Annotated in this window: 19 protein-coding genes; 17 read left to right on the forward strand and 2 right to left on the reverse strand. The window is 69.0% G+C overall.

Translation table 11 applies throughout. The annotated features are described in order from the left end of the window. Nucleotides 1-76 precede the first annotated feature (76 nt). Nucleotides 77-805 (reverse strand): phosphatase PAP2 family protein, encoded by a 729-nt coding sequence (locus ACNH6H_RS17415; protein ID WP_418319433.1) that lies wholly within the window; start codon nt 803-805, stop codon nt 77-79. A gap of 162 nt (nt 806-967) precedes the next feature. Here ACNH6H_RS17415 and ACNH6H_RS17420 point away from each other — a divergent pair, with 162 nt between their 5' ends. The 13 genes from ACNH6H_RS17420 (at nt 968) to fabG (ending at nt 12,463) form a co-directional block, all read left to right on the forward strand. After that, nucleotides 968-1,279, forward strand: coding sequence for a phosphopantetheine-binding protein (locus tag ACNH6H_RS17420; protein ID WP_418319435.1), 312 nt, complete (start codon nt 968-970; stop codon nt 1,277-1,279). An 8-nt stretch (nt 1,280-1,287) separates the two neighbouring features. After that, a complete protein-coding gene (locus tag ACNH6H_RS17425) occupies nt 1,288-1,908 on the forward strand; it encodes a hypothetical protein (RefSeq protein WP_418319437.1) in 621 nt (206 codons plus the stop codon). Further along, nucleotides 1,905-3,290 carry an AMP-binding protein gene (locus ACNH6H_RS17430; protein WP_418319438.1) on the forward strand — a complete coding sequence of 462 codons (1,386 nt, stop codon included), beginning with the start codon at nt 1,905-1,907 and terminating at the stop codon, nt 3,288-3,290. Before ACNH6H_RS17425 ends, ACNH6H_RS17430 begins: the two co-directional genes overlap by 4 nt. Continuing rightward, nucleotides 3,287-3,640 carry a 3-hydroxyacyl-ACP dehydratase gene (locus ACNH6H_RS17435; protein ID WP_418319440.1) on the forward strand — a complete coding sequence of 118 codons (354 nt, stop codon included), beginning with the start codon at nt 3,287-3,289 and terminating at the stop codon, nt 3,638-3,640. Before ACNH6H_RS17430 ends, ACNH6H_RS17435 begins: the two co-directional genes overlap by 4 nt. Continuing rightward, the gene (locus tag ACNH6H_RS17440) at nt 3,637-4,581 is read left to right on the forward strand and encodes an acyl-CoA synthetase (RefSeq protein WP_418319442.1); all 945 of its coding nucleotides are present in this window, start codon (nt 3,637-3,639) and stop codon (nt 4,579-4,581) included. Before ACNH6H_RS17435 ends, ACNH6H_RS17440 begins: the two co-directional genes overlap by 4 nt. Beyond that, nucleotides 4,550-5,182, forward strand: coding sequence for a LolA-related protein (locus ACNH6H_RS17445; protein ID WP_418319444.1), 633 nt, complete (start codon nt 4,550-4,552; stop codon nt 5,180-5,182). Before ACNH6H_RS17440 ends, ACNH6H_RS17445 begins: the two co-directional genes overlap by 32 nt. After that, nucleotides 5,179-7,563: an MMPL family transporter gene (locus ACNH6H_RS17450; RefSeq protein WP_418319445.1), complete on the forward strand. Its 2,385-nt coding sequence runs from the start codon at nt 5,179-5,181 to the stop codon at nt 7,561-7,563. Before ACNH6H_RS17445 ends, ACNH6H_RS17450 begins: the two co-directional genes overlap by 4 nt. A 79-nt stretch (nt 7,564-7,642) precedes the next feature. Further along, the gene (locus ACNH6H_RS17455) at nt 7,643-8,479 is read left to right on the forward strand and encodes a polysaccharide deacetylase family protein (protein WP_418319447.1); all 837 of its coding nucleotides are present in this window, start codon (nt 7,643-7,645) and stop codon (nt 8,477-8,479) included. Beyond that, nucleotides 8,476-9,258 (forward strand): class I SAM-dependent methyltransferase, encoded by a 783-nt coding sequence (locus ACNH6H_RS17460; protein WP_418319448.1) that lies wholly within the window; start codon nt 8,476-8,478, stop codon nt 9,256-9,258. Before ACNH6H_RS17455 ends, ACNH6H_RS17460 begins: the two co-directional genes overlap by 4 nt. Then, nucleotides 9,255-10,439: a beta-ketoacyl-[acyl-carrier-protein] synthase family protein gene (locus ACNH6H_RS17465; protein WP_418319449.1), complete on the forward strand. Its 1,185-nt coding sequence runs from the start codon at nt 9,255-9,257 to the stop codon at nt 10,437-10,439. Before ACNH6H_RS17460 ends, ACNH6H_RS17465 begins: the two co-directional genes overlap by 4 nt. Then, nucleotides 10,436-11,266 carry a beta-ketoacyl synthase chain length factor gene (locus ACNH6H_RS17470; RefSeq protein WP_418319450.1) on the forward strand — a complete coding sequence of 277 codons (831 nt, stop codon included), beginning with the start codon at nt 10,436-10,438 and terminating at the stop codon, nt 11,264-11,266. Before ACNH6H_RS17465 ends, ACNH6H_RS17470 begins: the two co-directional genes overlap by 4 nt. A 1-nt stretch (nt 11,267) precedes the next feature. Further along, nucleotides 11,268-11,729, forward strand: coding sequence for a hydroxymyristoyl-ACP dehydratase (locus ACNH6H_RS17475; RefSeq protein ID WP_418319451.1), 462 nt, complete (start codon nt 11,268-11,270; stop codon nt 11,727-11,729). Further along, a complete protein-coding gene (gene fabG, locus ACNH6H_RS17480; protein ID WP_418319452.1) occupies nt 11,726-12,463 on the forward strand; it encodes a 3-oxoacyl-ACP reductase FabG in 738 nt (245 codons plus the stop codon). The genes ACNH6H_RS17475 and fabG overlap by 4 nt, the downstream gene beginning before the upstream one ends. 7 nt (nt 12,464-12,470) lie before the next feature. On the opposite strand, the gene ACNH6H_RS17485 is transcribed toward fabG, so the two are convergent. Continuing rightward, nucleotides 12,471-12,893, reverse strand: coding sequence for a GNAT family N-acetyltransferase (locus ACNH6H_RS17485; protein ID WP_418319453.1), 423 nt, complete (start codon nt 12,891-12,893; stop codon nt 12,471-12,473). Nucleotides 12,894-13,051: 158 nt separating this feature from the next. On the opposite strand from ACNH6H_RS17485, the gene ACNH6H_RS17490 reads away from it, so the two are divergent. The 4 genes from ACNH6H_RS17490 to ACNH6H_RS17505 all read left to right on the forward strand — a co-directional run bounded on the left by ACNH6H_RS17490 (nt 13,052) and on the right by ACNH6H_RS17505 (nt 17,162). Beyond that, complete coding sequence (locus tag ACNH6H_RS17490) at nt 13,052-14,062, forward strand: ABC transporter permease subunit (RefSeq protein WP_418319455.1); 1,011 nt, start codon at nt 13,052-13,054, stop codon at nt 14,060-14,062. Continuing rightward, entirely contained in the window at nt 14,059-14,967 is a 909-nt protein-coding gene (locus tag ACNH6H_RS17495; RefSeq protein ID WP_418319457.1) for an ABC transporter permease subunit, read from the forward strand. The genes ACNH6H_RS17490 and ACNH6H_RS17495 overlap by 4 nt, the downstream gene beginning before the upstream one ends. A gap of 141 nt (nt 14,968-15,108) precedes the next feature. Then, nucleotides 15,109-16,134, forward strand: coding sequence for an ABC transporter ATP-binding protein (locus ACNH6H_RS17500; protein ID WP_418319458.1), 1,026 nt, complete (start codon nt 15,109-15,111; stop codon nt 16,132-16,134). Next, a complete protein-coding gene (locus ACNH6H_RS17505; RefSeq protein ID WP_418319460.1) occupies nt 16,131-17,162 on the forward strand; it encodes a peptide ABC transporter ATP-binding protein in 1,032 nt (343 codons plus the stop codon). The genes ACNH6H_RS17500 and ACNH6H_RS17505 overlap by 4 nt, the downstream gene beginning before the upstream one ends. Nucleotides 17,163-17,183 lie beyond the last annotated feature (21 nt).

Consider the following 17,183-nt stretch of genomic DNA (forward strand, 5'->3'; position numbering starts at 1 on the left):
ATATTGGTGTTGACTGAAGTTCCAGCCAACCCGCAAGCATACCCGGACCGCCGAGTCCGGCCAGCGCCGACGGTTTTTAGCGGCTGCGGCGGTGCAGATCGTGCAGGTGCAGCAGTGCAAACGCGACGCCGAGCAGCGCGCCGGCGAGCACGTCCCAGGCCACATGTTGCCGGGTCGCGATCGTCGACCAGGCGATCGCCAGGCACCACACCAGATTGCCCGCGCGCCACACCGGCGGCGCGCCGAGTTCGAGCAGCGTGCGCTCGAGCCGGATCGCCGTCAACACCGCAAACGCGACATGCATCGACGGGCAGGCATTCGACGAGACATCGACCTGCTTCAGAAATTCGATCGACGGATGCAGCGTCCAGTCGATCGCAAATTCCGGCGTCGTCGTCGGCCAGAGGAGAAAAATCGTCATCCCGACCACCGCAAGGCCGATGCAGGCGCGGCCGAAATCGACCAGTTCGCGCACATCGCGCAGCAGCGCCGGCGCCAGCGAAACGTAAAACCACAGCGAAAAATAAACCGGCAAGGCCGCAGGTTCAAACGGGATCAGACGGTCCGGCCAGCTCAGCGGCACCACCGTCAGTGCGAACTGCGGATTGCGCAGGACCCAGAAATAGGCGACGAAGAAGACGCTGATGCCCAGCGTCGTCGCCAGGATCTTCGCCCACCAGCCGCTGCGGATGCGCGCCCAGACGGCGTCGCGCAGGCGCAGCGCAGCCTCATCTGGCGGTGTTGCATCGAGGTGGCCCGGCAGCGGTTCTGGGGTGATGGCACTCTCCGGCAGGCGCTGGTCCAAGTTCGCAGCGCGGGGCGCCAGTATCGGCGATTGCGCCGCTGCGATGACTGGGGTTTGCGCGTTGCAGGCTGCCTGCAGCCCGGCCACGCGCAACCGGCATGCCGTCGGCCGTCCGCGCCTTTAGAATCGACAACCCCTGATCCAACAGTCCCCGGGAGCGTCGTGTCTTCGTCCGCCCAAGAAATCTCGCCTGAAGGCAGCCATCTGGCCGCGCAGCAGTCTGCCGCGGAGGCCGAACTGGCTGCCTTGCTCGTGCAGGCGCTGAATCTCGAAATGCCCGCCAGCGAGATCGACCCGACCGCGCCGCTGTATGGCGATGGCCTCGGCCTCGATTCGATCGACATCCTCGAGGTCGCGCTCGAGGTGTCGCGCCGCTACGGTTTCGAATTGCGCTCCGATGACGAACAGAACAAGCAGATCTTTGCATCGCTGCGCAGTCTGGCGGCGCACGTCGCGGCGAACCGCACCCGCTGAGAACGGCAATGGCGGCGTGGCGGATCGCGGTCGGGCTGCTGGCCATCGCGGCCTGGATCGGCCTGTCGCACTGGCTGACGCTGCACAGCGGCAGTTCGTGGGCGCTGGCGGCCTGGATCGCGCCGATCTGGCTGGCCGGGCTGGTCTGGGCCGTGCGCCGGCGCTCGATTGTCGGCATCGCCGGTCTGCTGCTGCTGGCAGCCGCAGTTGCGTTGGTCGTCGCGCGCGGCGGCTTCGGTGATGTGCGCCATCTCTACCTGCTGCAGCATGTCGGTATCCACTTCGGCCTTGGCGTGATGTTCGCGAATACGCTGCGCGGCGACAGCGTGTCGCTGATCGGCCGCGTCGCGACGCGGGTCCATGGCTCGCTGACCGCCGAGATGCTGGCCTATACGCGCCAGGTGACCAAGTCCTGGGTGATCTATTTCTTCGCGATGGCGCTGCTGTCGGTCGCCGTCTACCTGCTGGCGAGCTGGACCGTGTGGTCGGCGCTGGCCAATATCGTGACGCCGCTGCTGATCGGGGCGCTGTTTGTCGGCGAATTCCTGCTGCGTTATCGGCTGCACCCGGAATTCGAACGCACCAGCCTGCTCGACGCTGCCCGCGCCTACCAGGCGACGCCGCGGTGACCGTGACCCGGTTCGACGGCGCCCTGCCATTGCTGGCCGCGCGCGACCTCGAGGCACCGCTGGCCTGGCGAGACGGCCGCCCGATCAGCGGCCGCCAGTTTGTCGCCGACGCGCTGCGCCAGGCCGAACTGCTGCCGGCCTCCGACGCGATGATCAATCTGTCGGTCGACCGCTATCGCTTCGCGGTCGGTCTTGCGGCGGCGCTGCTGCGCGGCCAGGCCGGCCTGCTGCCGCCGAACATGATGCCGCAGACGCTGGCGGCGCTGCAGGGTTTCGGCTCCGGGCTGTATGCGCTGCACGACGGTGAGAAACTCGCCGACGTCGATCTGCCGCAGGTTTGTGCCGCCGATGACCATGCCGAACTGCCGGCCGCACTGCCGGAGCTGGCAATTGGCGCTGCGCAGCCGGCGGTCTGCCTGCTGACGTCCGGATCGACCGGCGCGCCGCAGCCGCACCTGAAACATTGGGGCACGCTGGTGCGCAATGTCGCCGCGGCGGCGCGGCGGCTGGCCGAGCTGCTGCAGCGGCCCGATCTGTCCGGTCTGACGGTCGTCGCGACGGTGCCGGCCCAGCACAGCTATGGCCTCGAGTCGACTGTGCTGCTGGCGCTGCTCGGTGGTGCCGCATTCGATGCCGGCCGGCCGTTTTTTCCGCTCGACATCGCGCAGGCGCTGCGCAAGGTGCCGCGGCCGCGGGCGCTGGTGACGACACCCTTCCATCTGAAGACGCTGCTGCAGACCGGCGTCGAGCTGCCGCCGGTCGACCTGCTGCTCAGCGCGACCGCGCCGCTGTCGCCGCAGCTCGCCGCGCAGGCCGAGCGGGTATTCGGCGGCAAGCTGATCGAGATCTACGGTTGCACCGAGGCCGGCCAGGTCGCGACGCGGCGCACCGTCGAAGGTGAACTGTGGACCACGTTCGACGGGTTGACGATCCGCTGCGAGGTCGATGCCGGCACCGAAGCCTTCGTTGTCGAGGGCGGCCACGTCGTCGCGCCGACGCCGCTGGCCGACATCCTGCATCTCGAATCGGCGACGCAATTCCGCCTGCTCGGCCGCGCCAACGACCTGATCCACGTCGCCGGCAAGCGCAGCTCGCTCGGCCACCTGAATTTCCATCTGAACAGCATCGACGGCGTGCTCGACGGCGTTTTCTGGCTCGATGACGAACAAGTCGACGGCGTCGTCCGGCCGGTTGCCTTCGTCGTCGCGCCGACCCTCGAGAGCCGCGAGATTGCTGCCGCATTGCGGCAACGGCTCGAGGCGGTATTTGTGCCGCGGCGCATCGTCAAGCTCGACAGCCTGCCGCGCGAGGCGACCGGCAAACTGACCGTGCGGACCCTGCGCGAACTGGCCGCGCACCATCTGCGCGGCAACGCGCCGTGAATACCGACGCGGTGCCGACGCAGCGGGTGGTGCTGCGCCGCATTGCAGCCGATCACCCGGCTTTCGACGGCCACTTTCCGGGCCGGCCGATCCTGCCCGGCGTCTTGTTGCTGGCCGAGGTGCTGGAGGCGGCGCAATCGCTGCCGCCGCCGTTTGCCGACGCGCTCGGCGCGCAGCCACTGCTGGTTGCGGTCAAGTTTCTTGCGCCGGTCGGCCCCGACAGCGAACTGGTGATCGACCTGCGGCTGGACGACCGGCAGCAACTGGCCTTCGACGTGGCGGTCGGCTCGACCGCGGTCGCCAGCGGGCGCTGGCGACGCGGGCCGGCATCGACGGAGCCGGCACGATGAGTGCCACCGATACCGGGTCGCAGCGGCAGGGCTGGGCAGCGGCGCCGGAGCGCAGCAACCTGTTCGCGCTGCGACTGATGAGCTGGATTGCGCTGCGTGCAGGCCGGCGGGTCGCGCGCTGGCTGCTGCATCCGATCAGCTTCTATTTCCTGCTGTTCGCGCCGGGGCCACGGCGCAATCTGCGGCGTTTTCTCGGCCGTGCGCTCGGCCGGCCGGCCGGCTGGCGCGATGTCTACCGCAATATCCATGCGTTCACGGTGACCATCCTCGACCGCGTCTACCTGCTCGGCAGCAGCACCGATCTGTTCGAGGTGACGGTCACTGGCGAGGAAGCAATCGACGATGCGCTGGCCGCCGGCCGCGGTGCATTCCTGGTCGGCGCCCATGTCGGCAGCTTCGAGGTCTTGCGCACGGTCGGGTCGCAGCGCAGCGGCCTGCGCGTCGCGATGGTGATGTACCCGGACAACGCGCAGAAGATCAACCAGACGCTGCAGGCGATCGCGCCGGACTACCGGCCGCAGATCATCGCGCTCGGCCGGCCGCAGTCGATGCTCGCGGTGCGCGACTGGCTGGATGCCGGCGGGCTGGCCGGCGTATTGGCGGACCGGGCGCTGCCGGGTGAATCGAGCCGCTCGGCGGCGGTCGAGGTCGATTTTCTTGGTCAGCGGGCGAGCTTCAGCGATGCGCCGTTCAGGCTTGCCGCAATGCTGCGCCGCAGGGTCGTATTCATGGCCGGCCTGTACCTGGGCGGCGCCCGTTACGATGTGCGTTTTGCGCCGGTTGCCGATTTCAGCCAGGGTTTTGCCGATGCGGCGCAGCGCGAGCAGGCGATCAGGGCGGCGGTGATCGCGTATGCGGCACGGCTGGCCGAGGTCTGCCGCGAGTTACCCCACAACTGGTTCAATTTCCATGATTTCTGGCTCGAAGACCGGCAGCCCTGAGCGGCGTGGCCCGCGCTGGCTGCTCGCGTTGCTGCTGGCGGCCACGGCGTGGCCGGCGCTGGCGCTCGACCTGCCATCGCTGATGACGATGCTCGGCCAACGCCGCAGCGGCGAGGCGCTGTTTCACGAGCAGCGTTTTGTGCAAGGCATCGATACGCCACTGGTCTCGACCGGCAGCCTCGCGTTCGAGGCACCGGATCGCTTCGTGCGGCGAACGCTGAAGCCGCGGCCGGAGACGATCGAGGTCGAAGGCAACAAGGTCACGCTGAGCCGCGCCGGACGCAGCCGCAGTTTCAGCCTCGATGCGGCGCCGGAGATGATCGCCGTCGTCGAGTCGGTGCGCGCGACGCTGAGCGGCGACGGCGCGACGCTGCGCCGCCATTTCAATGCCGAAACCAGCGGCAGTGCAGAGCGCTGGACGCTGCTGCTGACGCCGCTCGAGTCGCGGCTCGGCGCACAGGTCAAGACCATCCGCATCAGCGGTCGGCGCGGCGATCTCGCCAGCATCGAGATGGAGCTGCCCGGCGGCGACCGCTCGCTGATGACGATCGAGCCGCTGCGCGCGGCTGCAGCGGCGTCGGCCGGCGTTTCGAAGCCGTGACGCCACCGGCCCGCCGCATCTGGCGGGCGCCGCTTGCGGTGCTGCTTGCGTGGCTGCTGGCAATCGCCGCGGCCGGCATGCTGATCGCCCGGTTGCCATTCAGCGCCGACCTGTCGGCCTTTTTGCCAAAAAGCCCCAATCCGCGCCAGCAGATCCTGATCGAGCAGCTCGAAAGCGGCGTCGCGTCGCGCAGCCTGCTGATCGCGATCGATGGCGGCGATGCGGCCACACGCGCCGCCGCCTCGCGTGCGCTGGCGGCCGCGCTGCGCGCCAGCGGCCATTTCGAACAGGTGCAGAACGGCGACCGCTCCGATGCCGGCTGGGAGCAAAGCGGCCGCTGGTTGTTCGAGCACCGCTATCTGCTCAGCCCGGCGGTCGAAGAACAACGGTTCAGCGTCGATGGGCTGCGCGAGGCGATCGACGAGACGCTGTCGCTGCTCGGCACACCCGCCGGCAATGCGCTGAAGCCGCTGCTCGACCGCGATCCGACCGGCGAGACGCAGCGCATCGCCGAAAACCTGCTGCCAGCGCAGGCACCGCGCAGCGAGGAAGGTGTGTGGGTTGCGCGCGAGGCGCCGCGCGCGCTGCTGCTGGCAAGCCTGCATGCCGAAGGCGCCGACCTCGACCGCATCGAACGCAGCCTGGCCGCGGTGCATCAGGCCTTTGCGCCGCTGGCGGCGCAGGGCCTGCAGCTGCGGATGAGCGGCACGCCGGTATTTGCGGTCGACAGCCGCGCACAGATCCAGCACGAGGTGAAGATGCTGGCGATTGCCGGCGCGATCGTCGTCGGCGGGCTGTTGCTGCTCGCCTTCGGCAGTGCCGCCGCGCTCGGCGTCGCGTTGCTGCCGGTGGTCAGCGGCATCGTCTGCGGTGTGCTGGCGGTCGGGCTGGTCTTCGGCAACGTCCACGGCCTGACACTGGCCTTCGGCAGCACGCTGATCGGCGAGTCGGTCGACTATGCAATCTATTACCTGATCCAGGCGCGCAGCCCGGCGCGTGACGGCCTGGGCTGGCAGCGCTGGCGGCAGCTGAACTGGCCGACGGTGCGGCTCGGCCTGCTGACCTCGGTCTGCGGTTTCGGCGCGCTGCTGTTTTCCGGCTTCCCCGGGCTCGCGCAACTCGGCCTGTTTTCGATCGCCGGCCTGTCGGCCGCCGCGCTGACCACCCGCTTCGTGTTGCCGCGGCTGGTGCCGGACGGCGCCGCCGGCCAGGGTTTGCGCCGCCATCTGGCGGCGGTTGCCCGCGCGGCGGTCGGCTGGTTGCCGACCTTGCGCTGGCCGGCGCTGCTGCTCGGTGTCGCCGCGGTGCTGCTGCTGGCCGGCCAGTGGGGCCAACTGTGGCGCGGCAGCCTCGGCTCGCTGAGCCCGATTTCGCCGGCCGCGCAGGCGCTCGATGCCAGCCTGCGCGCCGATCTGGGCGCCAGCGACGCGCGCACGATGGTTGTTGCCAGCGGCAGCGATGTCGAAGCGGCATTGCGTGCCGCCGAAGCGGCGGTGCCGCGGCTCGAATCGCTGGTTGCGAGCGGTCTGCTGGCCGGCTTCGAGACGCCGACGCGGCTACTGCCGAGCCAGGCCACCCAGCAGCAGCGGCTGGCCAGCCTGCCGCCAGCGCAGCGGCTGCGGCAGAACCTGGCCGAAGCGACCAGCGACGGGCCACTGCCGGCCGGGCGGCTGGCGCCGTTTGTCGACGAGGTCGAGCAGGCGCGCCAGCGTGGCCTGATCACCCGCGTCTCGCTGGACGGCACGGCGTTTGCGCCGGCGGTCGACGCGCTGCTGTTCGAGCGCGACGGTGGCGGCTGGTCTGCGCTGCTGCCGCTGCATCCGGCCGGCGAGCAGGTGCTGGCCGAGCCGGTGCGCGCCGCATTGCAGGGCATCGAGCGCGGGCACGACGTGCAGGTGGTCGACATCAAGCACGAGCTCGACAGCCTCTATGCCCACTACCTCGAGCAGGCGCTGCTGCAGGCCGGGCTCGGCGCCTGCGGCGTCGTCGTGCTGTTGGCGCTGCAACTGCGCTCGGCGCGCCGCCTCGGCCGGGTCTGCGGCCCGCTGGCGCTGGCGGTGCTGTTGACGCTCGGCGGGCTGGCGCTGCTCGATGTCGAACTCGGCGTGTTGCACCTGGTCGGCTTGCTGCTGGTGATCGCGGTCGGTTCGAATTACGGGCTGTTCTTCGACCAGTTGCGCAGCGAAGGCCGGGCCGATGCCGATACGCTGGCCTCGCTGCTGCTGGCCAATCTCACCACGGTGCTGTCGTTCGGGCTGATCGCGTTGTCCGAAATTCCGGCGCTGTCGGCGATCGGCCGGGTTGTCGCACCCGGTGCGCTGCTGGCGCTGCTGCTTGCCGCGGTGATGTCGCGGCCGGGCCGTATCGCGGCAGCGGACTGAGCGCTTGCCGGTGGCTGCCGCTTCCTGTGGGAAAATTTGCGATTCCGCAGTCCCCCCATCCGGTAAGGATGGTGTCCGAATGTTTTCCGTTTCCGCCCCACCCGACGCCGAATGGGCGATGCCCGCCCTGGTCAAGGGCAGCGTCGGCCTGCACCTGCTTGCCGCCGGCGCCGCTGCGGCGATGCCGCAGTTTGCGTGGTGGGCGCTCGGCAGCGTTGCCGCCAATCACCTGTTGCTGACCGGTGCCGGCCTGTGGCCGCGCAGCCGGCTGCTTGGCCCGAATATCAGCCGGCTGCCGGCGCACCGCGCGGCACGTGGCGAGATCTGCCTGACGATCGACGATGGTCCGGATCCGCAGGTCACGCCGGCCGTGCTCGATCTGCTCGATGCCGAAAAGATCCAGGCAACGTTTTTCTGCATTGCCGAACAGGCTGCGCGCCATCCGGCCCTCACCCGCGAGATCGTTGCGCGCGGCCATGCGGTCGAAAACCACAGTTTTCGCCATCGTCACGATTTTTCGCTGCTCGGGCTTGGCGGCTACCGCGCCGAGATCACGCGTGCGCAGCAGACGCTGGCCGAGCTGACCGGCCGCCGGCCGGTCTTTTTCCGCGCGCCGGCCGGTTTGCGCAATCCGTTTCTCGATCCGGTGCTGCACCAGCTCGGGTTGCGCCTGGTCAGCTGGACACGGCGCGGTTTCGATACCCGCGAACGCGATCCGGCGCGGGTGCTCGATCGGCTGACCGATGACCTGGCCGGCGGCGACATCCTGCTGCTGCACGATGGCAATGCCGCGCGCAGCGCGGCCGGCCGACCGGTGCTGCTCGAGGTGCTGCCGCAACTGGCCGCGCGTGCGCGCAGCCGCGGCCTGCGCTGGGCCGCGCTGGCCGACGCCGAGACCGGGGCGCCGAGCCGATGAAAACCATCTCTTCGGCCAGCGGCGGCAGCCGCGAAGACAGCGCCGGGCGGATCGGCGGCAACGATGTGCGCTGGCGCGAATTGCTGCGCGCCGCGCAGGCACCGTACCGCGGGTCCGGATTGTTCGCCTGGTTTTTTGCCCGCGGCAAGCTCGGTCTGGACCCGGTCTTTCGCAGCCTGCTCGAGCTCGGGCTGATCCGCCCGCAGGCACACATCGTCGATATCGGCTGCGGCCAGGGGCTGCTGGCCAGCCTGCTCGCCGCCGTCGATCGCTGCAGCGCCGATGGCCGCTGGCCTGCGGACTGGCCGCCGGCGCCGGTCGGCGCGCGTTATACAGGCCTCGAACTGATGCCGCGTGATGTCGAGCGGGCTGCGGCGGCGCTGTCCGGCCTGCCATCCGCGCCGAGCTTTGTCTGCGCCGACATGGTCGACGCCGCGCTGCCCGACTGCGACGTCGTCGTGATCCTCGACGTGTTGCATTACGTCGACCATGCAGCGCAGCAGCGCGTGCTCGGCCGCGTCTTCGACGCGTTGGCCGGCGGCGGCCGGCTGCTGCTGCGGGTCGGCGACCAGCATGCCGAACGCGGCTTCCGCGCCAGCCAGTGGACCGACCGCGTCGTCACCGCGGTGCGCGGCCACAGCGTGCCGCCGACTTTCTGCCGCCCGCTGGCCGACTGGACCAGCTTGCTGCGCGAGATCGGTTTTGCCGACGTGCGTGGCCTGCCGATGAGCCGCGGCACGCCGTTTGCGAATGTGCTACTGGTCGCGGACAAGGCATGAAGCGGCTGCCGGTCAGCGATTTCACGATTGCCTGCGCCACCGGCGTCGGCCGCGCCGCCTGTGCCGCCGCATTGCGCGAAGGCCGCAGCGGCCTGCAGCAGCGTCGCTTCGAGACCGCCGAGCTCGACACCTGGCTCGGCATCGTCGATGCGGTCGACGAGCAGCAGCTGCCGCAGCCGCTGGCCGATTTCGACTGCCGCAACAACCGGCTGGCCTGGCTCGCATTGCAGGCCGACGGCTTTGCCGACCGCGTCGCCGCTGCGGTCGGTCGTTACGGATCGCAGCGCGTCGGCGTCTTCATCGGCACCAGCACCTCGGGCATCCTGCAGACCGAGCTCGCCTACCGCCGCCGCGACCCGGCGACCGGCGCGTTGCCGGCCGATTTCCGCTACGCGCAGACGCACAACCCTTTTTCGGTCGCCGATTTCACGCGCCGGGCGCTGGCAATCGACGGCCCGTCGGCCGTCGTCTCGACCGCGTGTTCATCGAGCGCAAAGGTATTCGGCCAGGCTGCGCGGATGATCGAGCTCGGCCTGATCGATGCGGCGGTGGTCGGCGGCGTCGACAGCCTGTGCCTGACGACCTTGTACGGATTCAATTCGCTCGAACTGCTGGCGAGCGACATCTGCCGGCCGTGGGACGAAGGGCGGCGCGGCCTGTCGATCGGTGAAGGCGCGTCGTTCAGCCTGCTCGAACGCGACAGCGACACCCCGGCCGCCTGGCTGCTCGGCGTCGGCGAAAGCAGCGACGGCCATCACATCAGCAGCCCGCATCCGGAAGGCGCCGGCGCAATCGCCGCGATGCGCGGCGCCTTGGCGCATGCCGGCCTCGAGCCCGATGCGGTCGACTACATCAACCTGCACGGCACCGCAACGCCGGGCAACGATGCCGCCGAGGACCTCGCGGTGCACGAGGTATTCGGGCCCGGTGTGCCGTGCAGTTCGACCAAGGGCGCGACCGGCCACACGCTCGGCGCGGCCGGTGCGGTCGAGGCGGCATTGGCGATGCTGGCCTTGCAGCAGCAGACTATTCCGGCCGGCCTGAACCTGCGCAGCATCGATCCGGCACTGCGCTGCAACTATGTCGGCAGCAGCCGCGAGACTCGGCTCGACGTCGTGCTGAGCAATTCATTCGGCTTCGGCGGCACCAATGCCAGCCTGCTGTTCGGGGCTGCGCGATGAGCGCGCAGACCTCGCCGCAACTGCGTTTTGCGATCCGCGCGATCGGCCTGGTCGGCCCCGGGTTGCTCGACTGGAATCAGGCCAAGCCGCTGCTGGCCGCACCTGCCGGCTGGCAACATGCGCCGACGGTGCTGCCCGCGCCGCAACGGCTGCCAGCGGCCGAACGGCGACGCGCCGGCGAGATCGTCAAGCTCAGCCTGGCGGTTGCCGACCAGGCCTGCACCGCCGCGGCAATCGATCCGGCGACGCTGGCGACGGTATTTGCCGCGTCGACCGGCGATGCAAGCAACTGCCACGCCTTGTGCGAGGCGCTGGCCAGTGCCGAGCGGATCGTGTCGCCGACCCGCTTCACCAATTCGGTCCACAACGCGGCGGCCGGCTACTGGCACATCGCGACCGCATCGCGCGCGCCGTCGACCAGCCTGTGCGTCTTCGATGCCAGTTTTGCCGCCGGCCTGCTCGAGGCGGCGGTGCAATGCGTCAGCGGTGAACGGCCGGTGCTGCTGGTCGCGGCCGACGTGCCGTATCCGGAGCCGATCGGCTCGGTGCGCCAGCTCAGCGATGCCTTCGGTGTCGCATTGCTGCTGACCCCGGACGACGGCGCGCAGGCCATCGCATCGGTGACATTGCGCATCGCAGTGGCCGGAAGTGCCGATGCCTGCGGCGATCCGGCGCTCGAGCGCTTGCGCTGCGGCGTGCCGTCGGCGCGCAGCCTGCCGCTGCTGCAGGCGCTGGCGAGCGGCTGCTCGGGCCGGTTGCTGCTCGACCACCTCGGCAGCAGTCTGCAGCTCGTTCTGTCGCCGGGCAGCGCAGCCGATGGGCACTGACATGGCATCGGCCCCGGCGACGCTGGAGCGCGCCGGCATCCTCGAGCGGATTCCACACCAGGGCCGGATGTGTGTGCTCGACCGGCTGCTCGGCTGGTCAGCAACCGAGATCCGCTGCAGCGCAAGCAGCCATCGGGACCCGGCCAATCCATTGCGCAGCGCCAGCGGCCTGCTCGCGCCGGCGGCAATCGAATATGCGGCGCAGGCGATGGCATTGCACGGCAGCCTGCTCGCCGGCAGCGGCGGCCCGCCCGGCGGCGGCCACATCGCGTCGCTGCGTCAGGTGCAGTTCGGCGTTACGACGCTGCACGACGTGCCCGGAGCCTTGTTGATCTTTGCCGAACGGCTGGCCGGCGACGCCGATGTCGTCGCGTACCGCTTCGAGGTCGATGATGAAGCGGGACAGCGGCTGGCCGAAGGCCGCGCGACGGTGGTGCTGCATCCGCCGGAGGCTCGGCGATGACCGGGCCGCTGGCCGGCAAGCGGGCGCTGGTGACCGGCGCCAGCGGCGCGATCGGCAGCGCGATCGCGCGCCGGCTCGCACGCGACGGCGCCACCGTGCTGCTGCACGGTTTCTCGCGGCCCGACGCGGTGCAGCAGCTGGCGGCCGAGATCGGGGATGCAGGTGGCAGCGCCGGGAGCTGGATCTTCGACCTGACCGACGAAGCGGCGAGCCGGCAGGCTTGCGAGCAGCTGCTGTTGGGCGGGCCGGTGCAGATCGTCGTCAACAATGCGGGCATCCACGACGACGCGGTTTTTCCGGGCATGCGCGCGGCGCAATGGCACCGGGTCATCGATGTCTCGCTGAACGGTTTTTTCAACGTCACGCAGCCGCTGCTGCTGCCGATGCTGCGCACCCGCTGGGGTCGCGTGATCAATATCTCGTCGGTGGCCGGGCTGATCGGCAACCGCGGCCAGGTCAACTATGCCGCGGCCAAGGGCGCGATCAACAGCGCGACAAAGGCCTTGTCGCTCGAGGTCGCGAGCCGCGGCGTGACCGTCAATGCGATTGCGCCGGGCATCATCGCGTCGCCGATGGCAGACGCCGCTTTCGATGCCGAGACGATCGGCCGGATCGTGCCGGTCAAGCGAGCCGGCACCGCCGACGAGGTTGCCGCACTGGCCGGTTTTCTGGCCGGACCGGAGGCCGGCTATATCACCGGCCAGGTGATCTCGGTCAACGGCGGCATGTGCTGAGGCTTGGTCACGGTATCTGCGGCGGGCGCAGCTGCAGCGACATCCGCTGCGCATCGATGCCGCTGGCGTAGTAGTCGGCGATGCGGTCGAGTTCGCTGAAGCCACGCATGCGATAGAAATTTCTGGCGATCACGTTGTCGGCGCGCATCTCGACGCCGATTCTCTCCAGGCCGGCGACACGCGCCGATGCCAGCAGCCAGTCGAGCAGCGCCGTCGCGATGCCCTGGCGCTGCAACGGGCGGGCGACGCACAGCAGCACCAGATGGCCGGTCTCATCGCCGAATTGCATCACCGCAAAGCCGCTGATCCGTGCCGCATCGTCGGCAACCACCGCGGCGACTTCGGGGCCGGAGATCATCCGCATCATCCGGCGCGGCGTATAACGCCAGGCCAGCCCGGCTTCGATCAGGTCGCGCGACATCGCGGCCATCGCCGTCGCGTCATGCGGCAGGGCAGGTCGCAGGGTCAGGGCAGGGGAGCGGGCCATCGCGAAGCGGCAAGGTGCAAAGCGGGTTGCATCCAATTGTGAACGAAGCGGATGCAGTAGAGTCGCCGCTTCTTCCGAGGCGGTGATCCGCCGTCCTGCCGATGATCCGTTTCATTCTGACCCGCCTCAGTCTGATCATTCCGACGTTTTTCGGGATGACGCTGCTGGCCTTTTTCCTGATCCGGCTGGTTCCGGGTGACCCGATCGAAACCATGGCCGGCGAGCGCGGCATCGACGCCGACCGCCATGCGGCGCTGCTGAAGGAATACGGTCTGGATCGGCCGGTGCTGGTGCAGTACGGCATCTACATCGGTCGGGTGCTGCAGGGCGACCTCGGCAAATCGCTGATCACGCAGACGCCGGTGCTCGATGAATTTCTGGCCCTGTTTCCGGCCACCGTCGAGCTCGGCCTGTGTGCGATCACCTTTGCGCTGCTGCTCGGCATACCGGCCGGCATCATTGCCGCGGTCAAGCGCAATTCGCTGTTCGACCACGGCGTGATGGGCGTGTCGCTGACCGGCTATTCGATGCCGATCTTCTGGTGGGGCCTGCTGCTGATCCTGCTGTTCTCGGTGCAGCTCGACCTGACGCCGGTATCGGGGCGGATCAGCGTGATGCACTACATCGAGCCGGTGACCGGTTTTCTGCTGATCGACAGCCTGATCAGCGGCGACGACGGTGCCTTTGCCTCGACCGTCAGCCACCTGATCCTGCCGGCGATCGTGCTCGGCACCAACCCGCTCGCAGTGGTCGCGCGGATGACGCGTTCGGCGATGCTCGAGGTGCTCGGCGAGGATTACATCCGCACCGCGCGCGCGAAGGGCCTGCCGCGGCTGCGCGTCGTCACGGTGCACGCGCTGCGCAACGCGCTGATTCCGGTGATCACGGTGATCGGCCTGCAGGTCGGCGTGTTGTTCACCGGCGCGATCCTGACCGAGACGATCTTTTCATGGCCAGGCGTCGGCAAATGGCTGATCGAGGCGATCGGCCGCCGCGACTATCCGGTGCTGCAAGGCGGCATGCTGCTGCTCGGCGCGATGGTGATGATCGTCAACCTGCTGGTCGACATCACCTACGGCATCATCAATCCGCGAATCAGGGTCAGCCGATGAATACAACGCCCGTCAACCCGGCGGTCGAACCGGCCGAGCTGCCGCCGGCGCAGCCGTTGCGCGAGTTCTGGAGCGATTTCAGCGCCAACCGCGGCGCGCTCGCCGGCCTGATCATCGTCGTCACGGTGCTGCTGCTGGCGCTGTTCGCGCCGCAGATCGCGCCGTATCCACCGGATCAGACCGACGCCTCGGTTTTCCTGCAGCCGCCGATGTGGCAGGCCGGCGGCTCGGCCGCCCATCCGCTGGGCACCGATGCGATCGGCCGCGACCTGTTGTCGCGGCTGATCCATGGCGCGCGGCTGTCGCTGGTGATCGGCCTCGCGGTGGTCGCACTGTCGGTGCTGATCGGCACCGTGCTCGGGCTGACCGCCGGTTATTTCCGCGGCATCTACGAGATCGCGGTGATGCGCGCGATGGACATCATCCTGACGCTGCCGAGCCTGCTGCTGGCGATCGTCATCGTCGCGATCCTCGGGCCAGGCCTCGTCAATGCGATGCTCGCCGTCGCGATCGTCGTGCTGCCGCACTATGTGCGGATCGCGCGGGCGGCGGTGATCGCCGAGACGTCGAAGGATTACGTCACCGCGGCACGGATGAACGGCGCCGGTCATCTGCGGCTGATGTTCAACGAGGTGTTGCCGAACTGCGCGGCGCCGCTGATCGTGCAGGCCTCGCTCGGCATCTCGACCGCGATCCTCGATGCCGCCGCGCTCGGCTTCCTCGGCCTCGGTGCGCAGCCACCGTCGCCCGAATGGGGAACGATGCTCGCCGATGCGCGCGAATTCGTGTTGCGCGCGTGGTGGGTCGTGACCTTCCCTGGCCTGATGATCCTGATCACCGTGTTGTCGTTCAACCTGCTCGGCGACGGGCTGCGCGATGCGCTCGATCCCAAACTGAGAAGATGACCCACCCCCGTAGCGCCTTCGGCGCACCCCCTCAAGGGGGCGCCTCCAGTGGACCGGCAAAGCCGGATCCACGGAGGCTGCTTGATGGACCGCGGCATGGGCGTGCAGCTGCGATTGGCGTGGCGCCGGAAGACTACTGATATGGCCCTGCTCGAAATCGAAAACCTGTCGGTCGAATTCCCGGCCCGCCACGGCAGCCTGCATGCGGTCGACGGCGTCAGCCTGTCGCTCGAGGCCGGCGAGGTGCTGGGCATCGTCGGCGAATCCGGTTCCGGCAAAAGCGTCACGATGATGGCGGTGATGGGCCTGGTCGGTTTTCCCGGCAAGGTCACTGCCGACCGGCTGCGCTTCGACGGCAACAACCTGCTCGACCTGAACGAGCGCAAGCGCAGCGAGCTGATCGGCAAGGACGTCGCGATGATCTTCCAGGATCCGACGACCAGCCTGAACCCCTGTTTCACGATCGGATTCCAGCTCGCCGAAACCTTGCGTCTGCACCTCGGCATGGATTCGAAGGCGGCCCGCCAGCGCAGCATCGAACTGCTCGAGCAGGTCGGCATACCGGCGCCGGCGACGCGGCTGAAGGCCTTTCCGCACCAGTTGTCGGGCGGCATGAACCAGCGCGTGATGATCGCGATGGCAATCGCCTGCAACCCGAAGCTACTGATCGCCGACGAGCCGACGACCGCCCTCGACGTGACGATCCAGGCGCAGATCCTCGACCTGCTGCAGGAGCTGCAGCGCCAGCGCGGCATGGCGCTGGTGCTGATCAGCCACAACATGGGCGTGGTGTCGGAAATGGCGCAGAAGGTCGCGGTGATGTATGCCGGCCAGGTCGTCGAGCAGCAGTCGGCGCAGGCCTTGTTCAATGCGCCGCAGCATCCGTATGCCGAAGCGCTGCTGGCGGCATTGCCCGAGCGCAGCGACGGCCATGCACGGCTGGCGACGATTCCCGGCATGGTGCCGGGCCTGCACGACCGGCCGGCCGGCTGCCTGTTCGCGCCGCGGTGCCGATATGCCGATGCCCGCTGTGTCGCCGAGCGGCCGCAGCTGCGCGACTGGGCCGATGGCCGCGTGCGTTGCCACTATCCGTTGTCGACCAATCCACCCCGCCGCGCCGACGCGGCAGCCGAACAGGCCGCCGCGCCGGCCGGAGCCCCCCGATGAGCGACCACGAAGATACCGTCGTCCGCGCGCGCGACCTGACGCAGAGCTACCGCATCAGCCGCGGGCTGTTCCGGGAGCCGGCGAGGCTGCAGGCGGTCGGCGGCGTCAGCTTCGAGCTGCGGGCCGGCCGCACGCTGGCGGTGGTCGGCGAATCGGGTTGTGGCAAGTCGACGCTGGCGCGCATGGTGTCGCTGATCGAAGCACCGACCAGCGGCGAACTGCGGCTGACCGGAGTCGACGTCGTGCGGGCAACCGCCGACCAGCGCAAGCAGTTGCGCCGCTCAGTGCAGCTCGTCTTCCAGAACCCCTATGGCTCGCTGAACCCGCGCAAGAAGATCGGCACGATCCTGCAGTCACCGTTGGTGATCAACAGCGGCATCGATGCCGCCGAGCGGGCCGAGCGCTCGCGCGCGATGCTGCAGCGTGTCGGCTTGCGCCCGGAACACCACGAGCGTTATCCACACATGTTTTCCGGTGGTCAACGCCAGCGCATTGCGATCGCACGTGCGCTGATGCTCGACCCGGCGGTGGTCGTTGCCGACGAGCCGGTATCGGCGCTCGACGTCTCGATCCAGGCACAGGTGCTGAATCTGCTCTCCGACCTGCAGCAGCAGCTCGGTCTGGCCTACCTGTTCATCTCGCACGACCTCGGTGTCGTCCGCCACATTGCCCACGACGTGATGGTGATGTACCTCGGCTCGACCGTCGAGCAGGGCGACAAGGCGACGCTGTTCGCGCGGCCGCTGCATCCGTATACGCAGGCGCTGCTGGCATCGACGCCGGGCCTGGCCGGCAGCGGTGTCGCCCGCGTGCGGATGGTGCTGAAGGGCGAGCTGCCGTCGCCGCTCGATCCGCCGAGCGGCTGTGTGTTCTCGACCCGCTGCCCGCATGCAGCCGAGCGCTGCCGCGCCGAGCGGCCTCTTCTGCGTGAACTCGACGGCCGGCAGGTTGCTTGTCATTTTGCCGAGCAGGTGGCTCAGGGTATGCCCCAGAAGCCTCTTGACGCGGCCCCGCGCGGCATACACTGAGCCGCTTCAAAAACGACCTTT

It is taken from the genome of Pseudideonella sakaiensis, from assembly GCF_048320135.1.
GTDB classification, from domain to species: domain Bacteria; phylum Pseudomonadota; class Gammaproteobacteria; order Burkholderiales; family Burkholderiaceae_C; genus Ideonella_A; species Ideonella_A sakaiensis_A.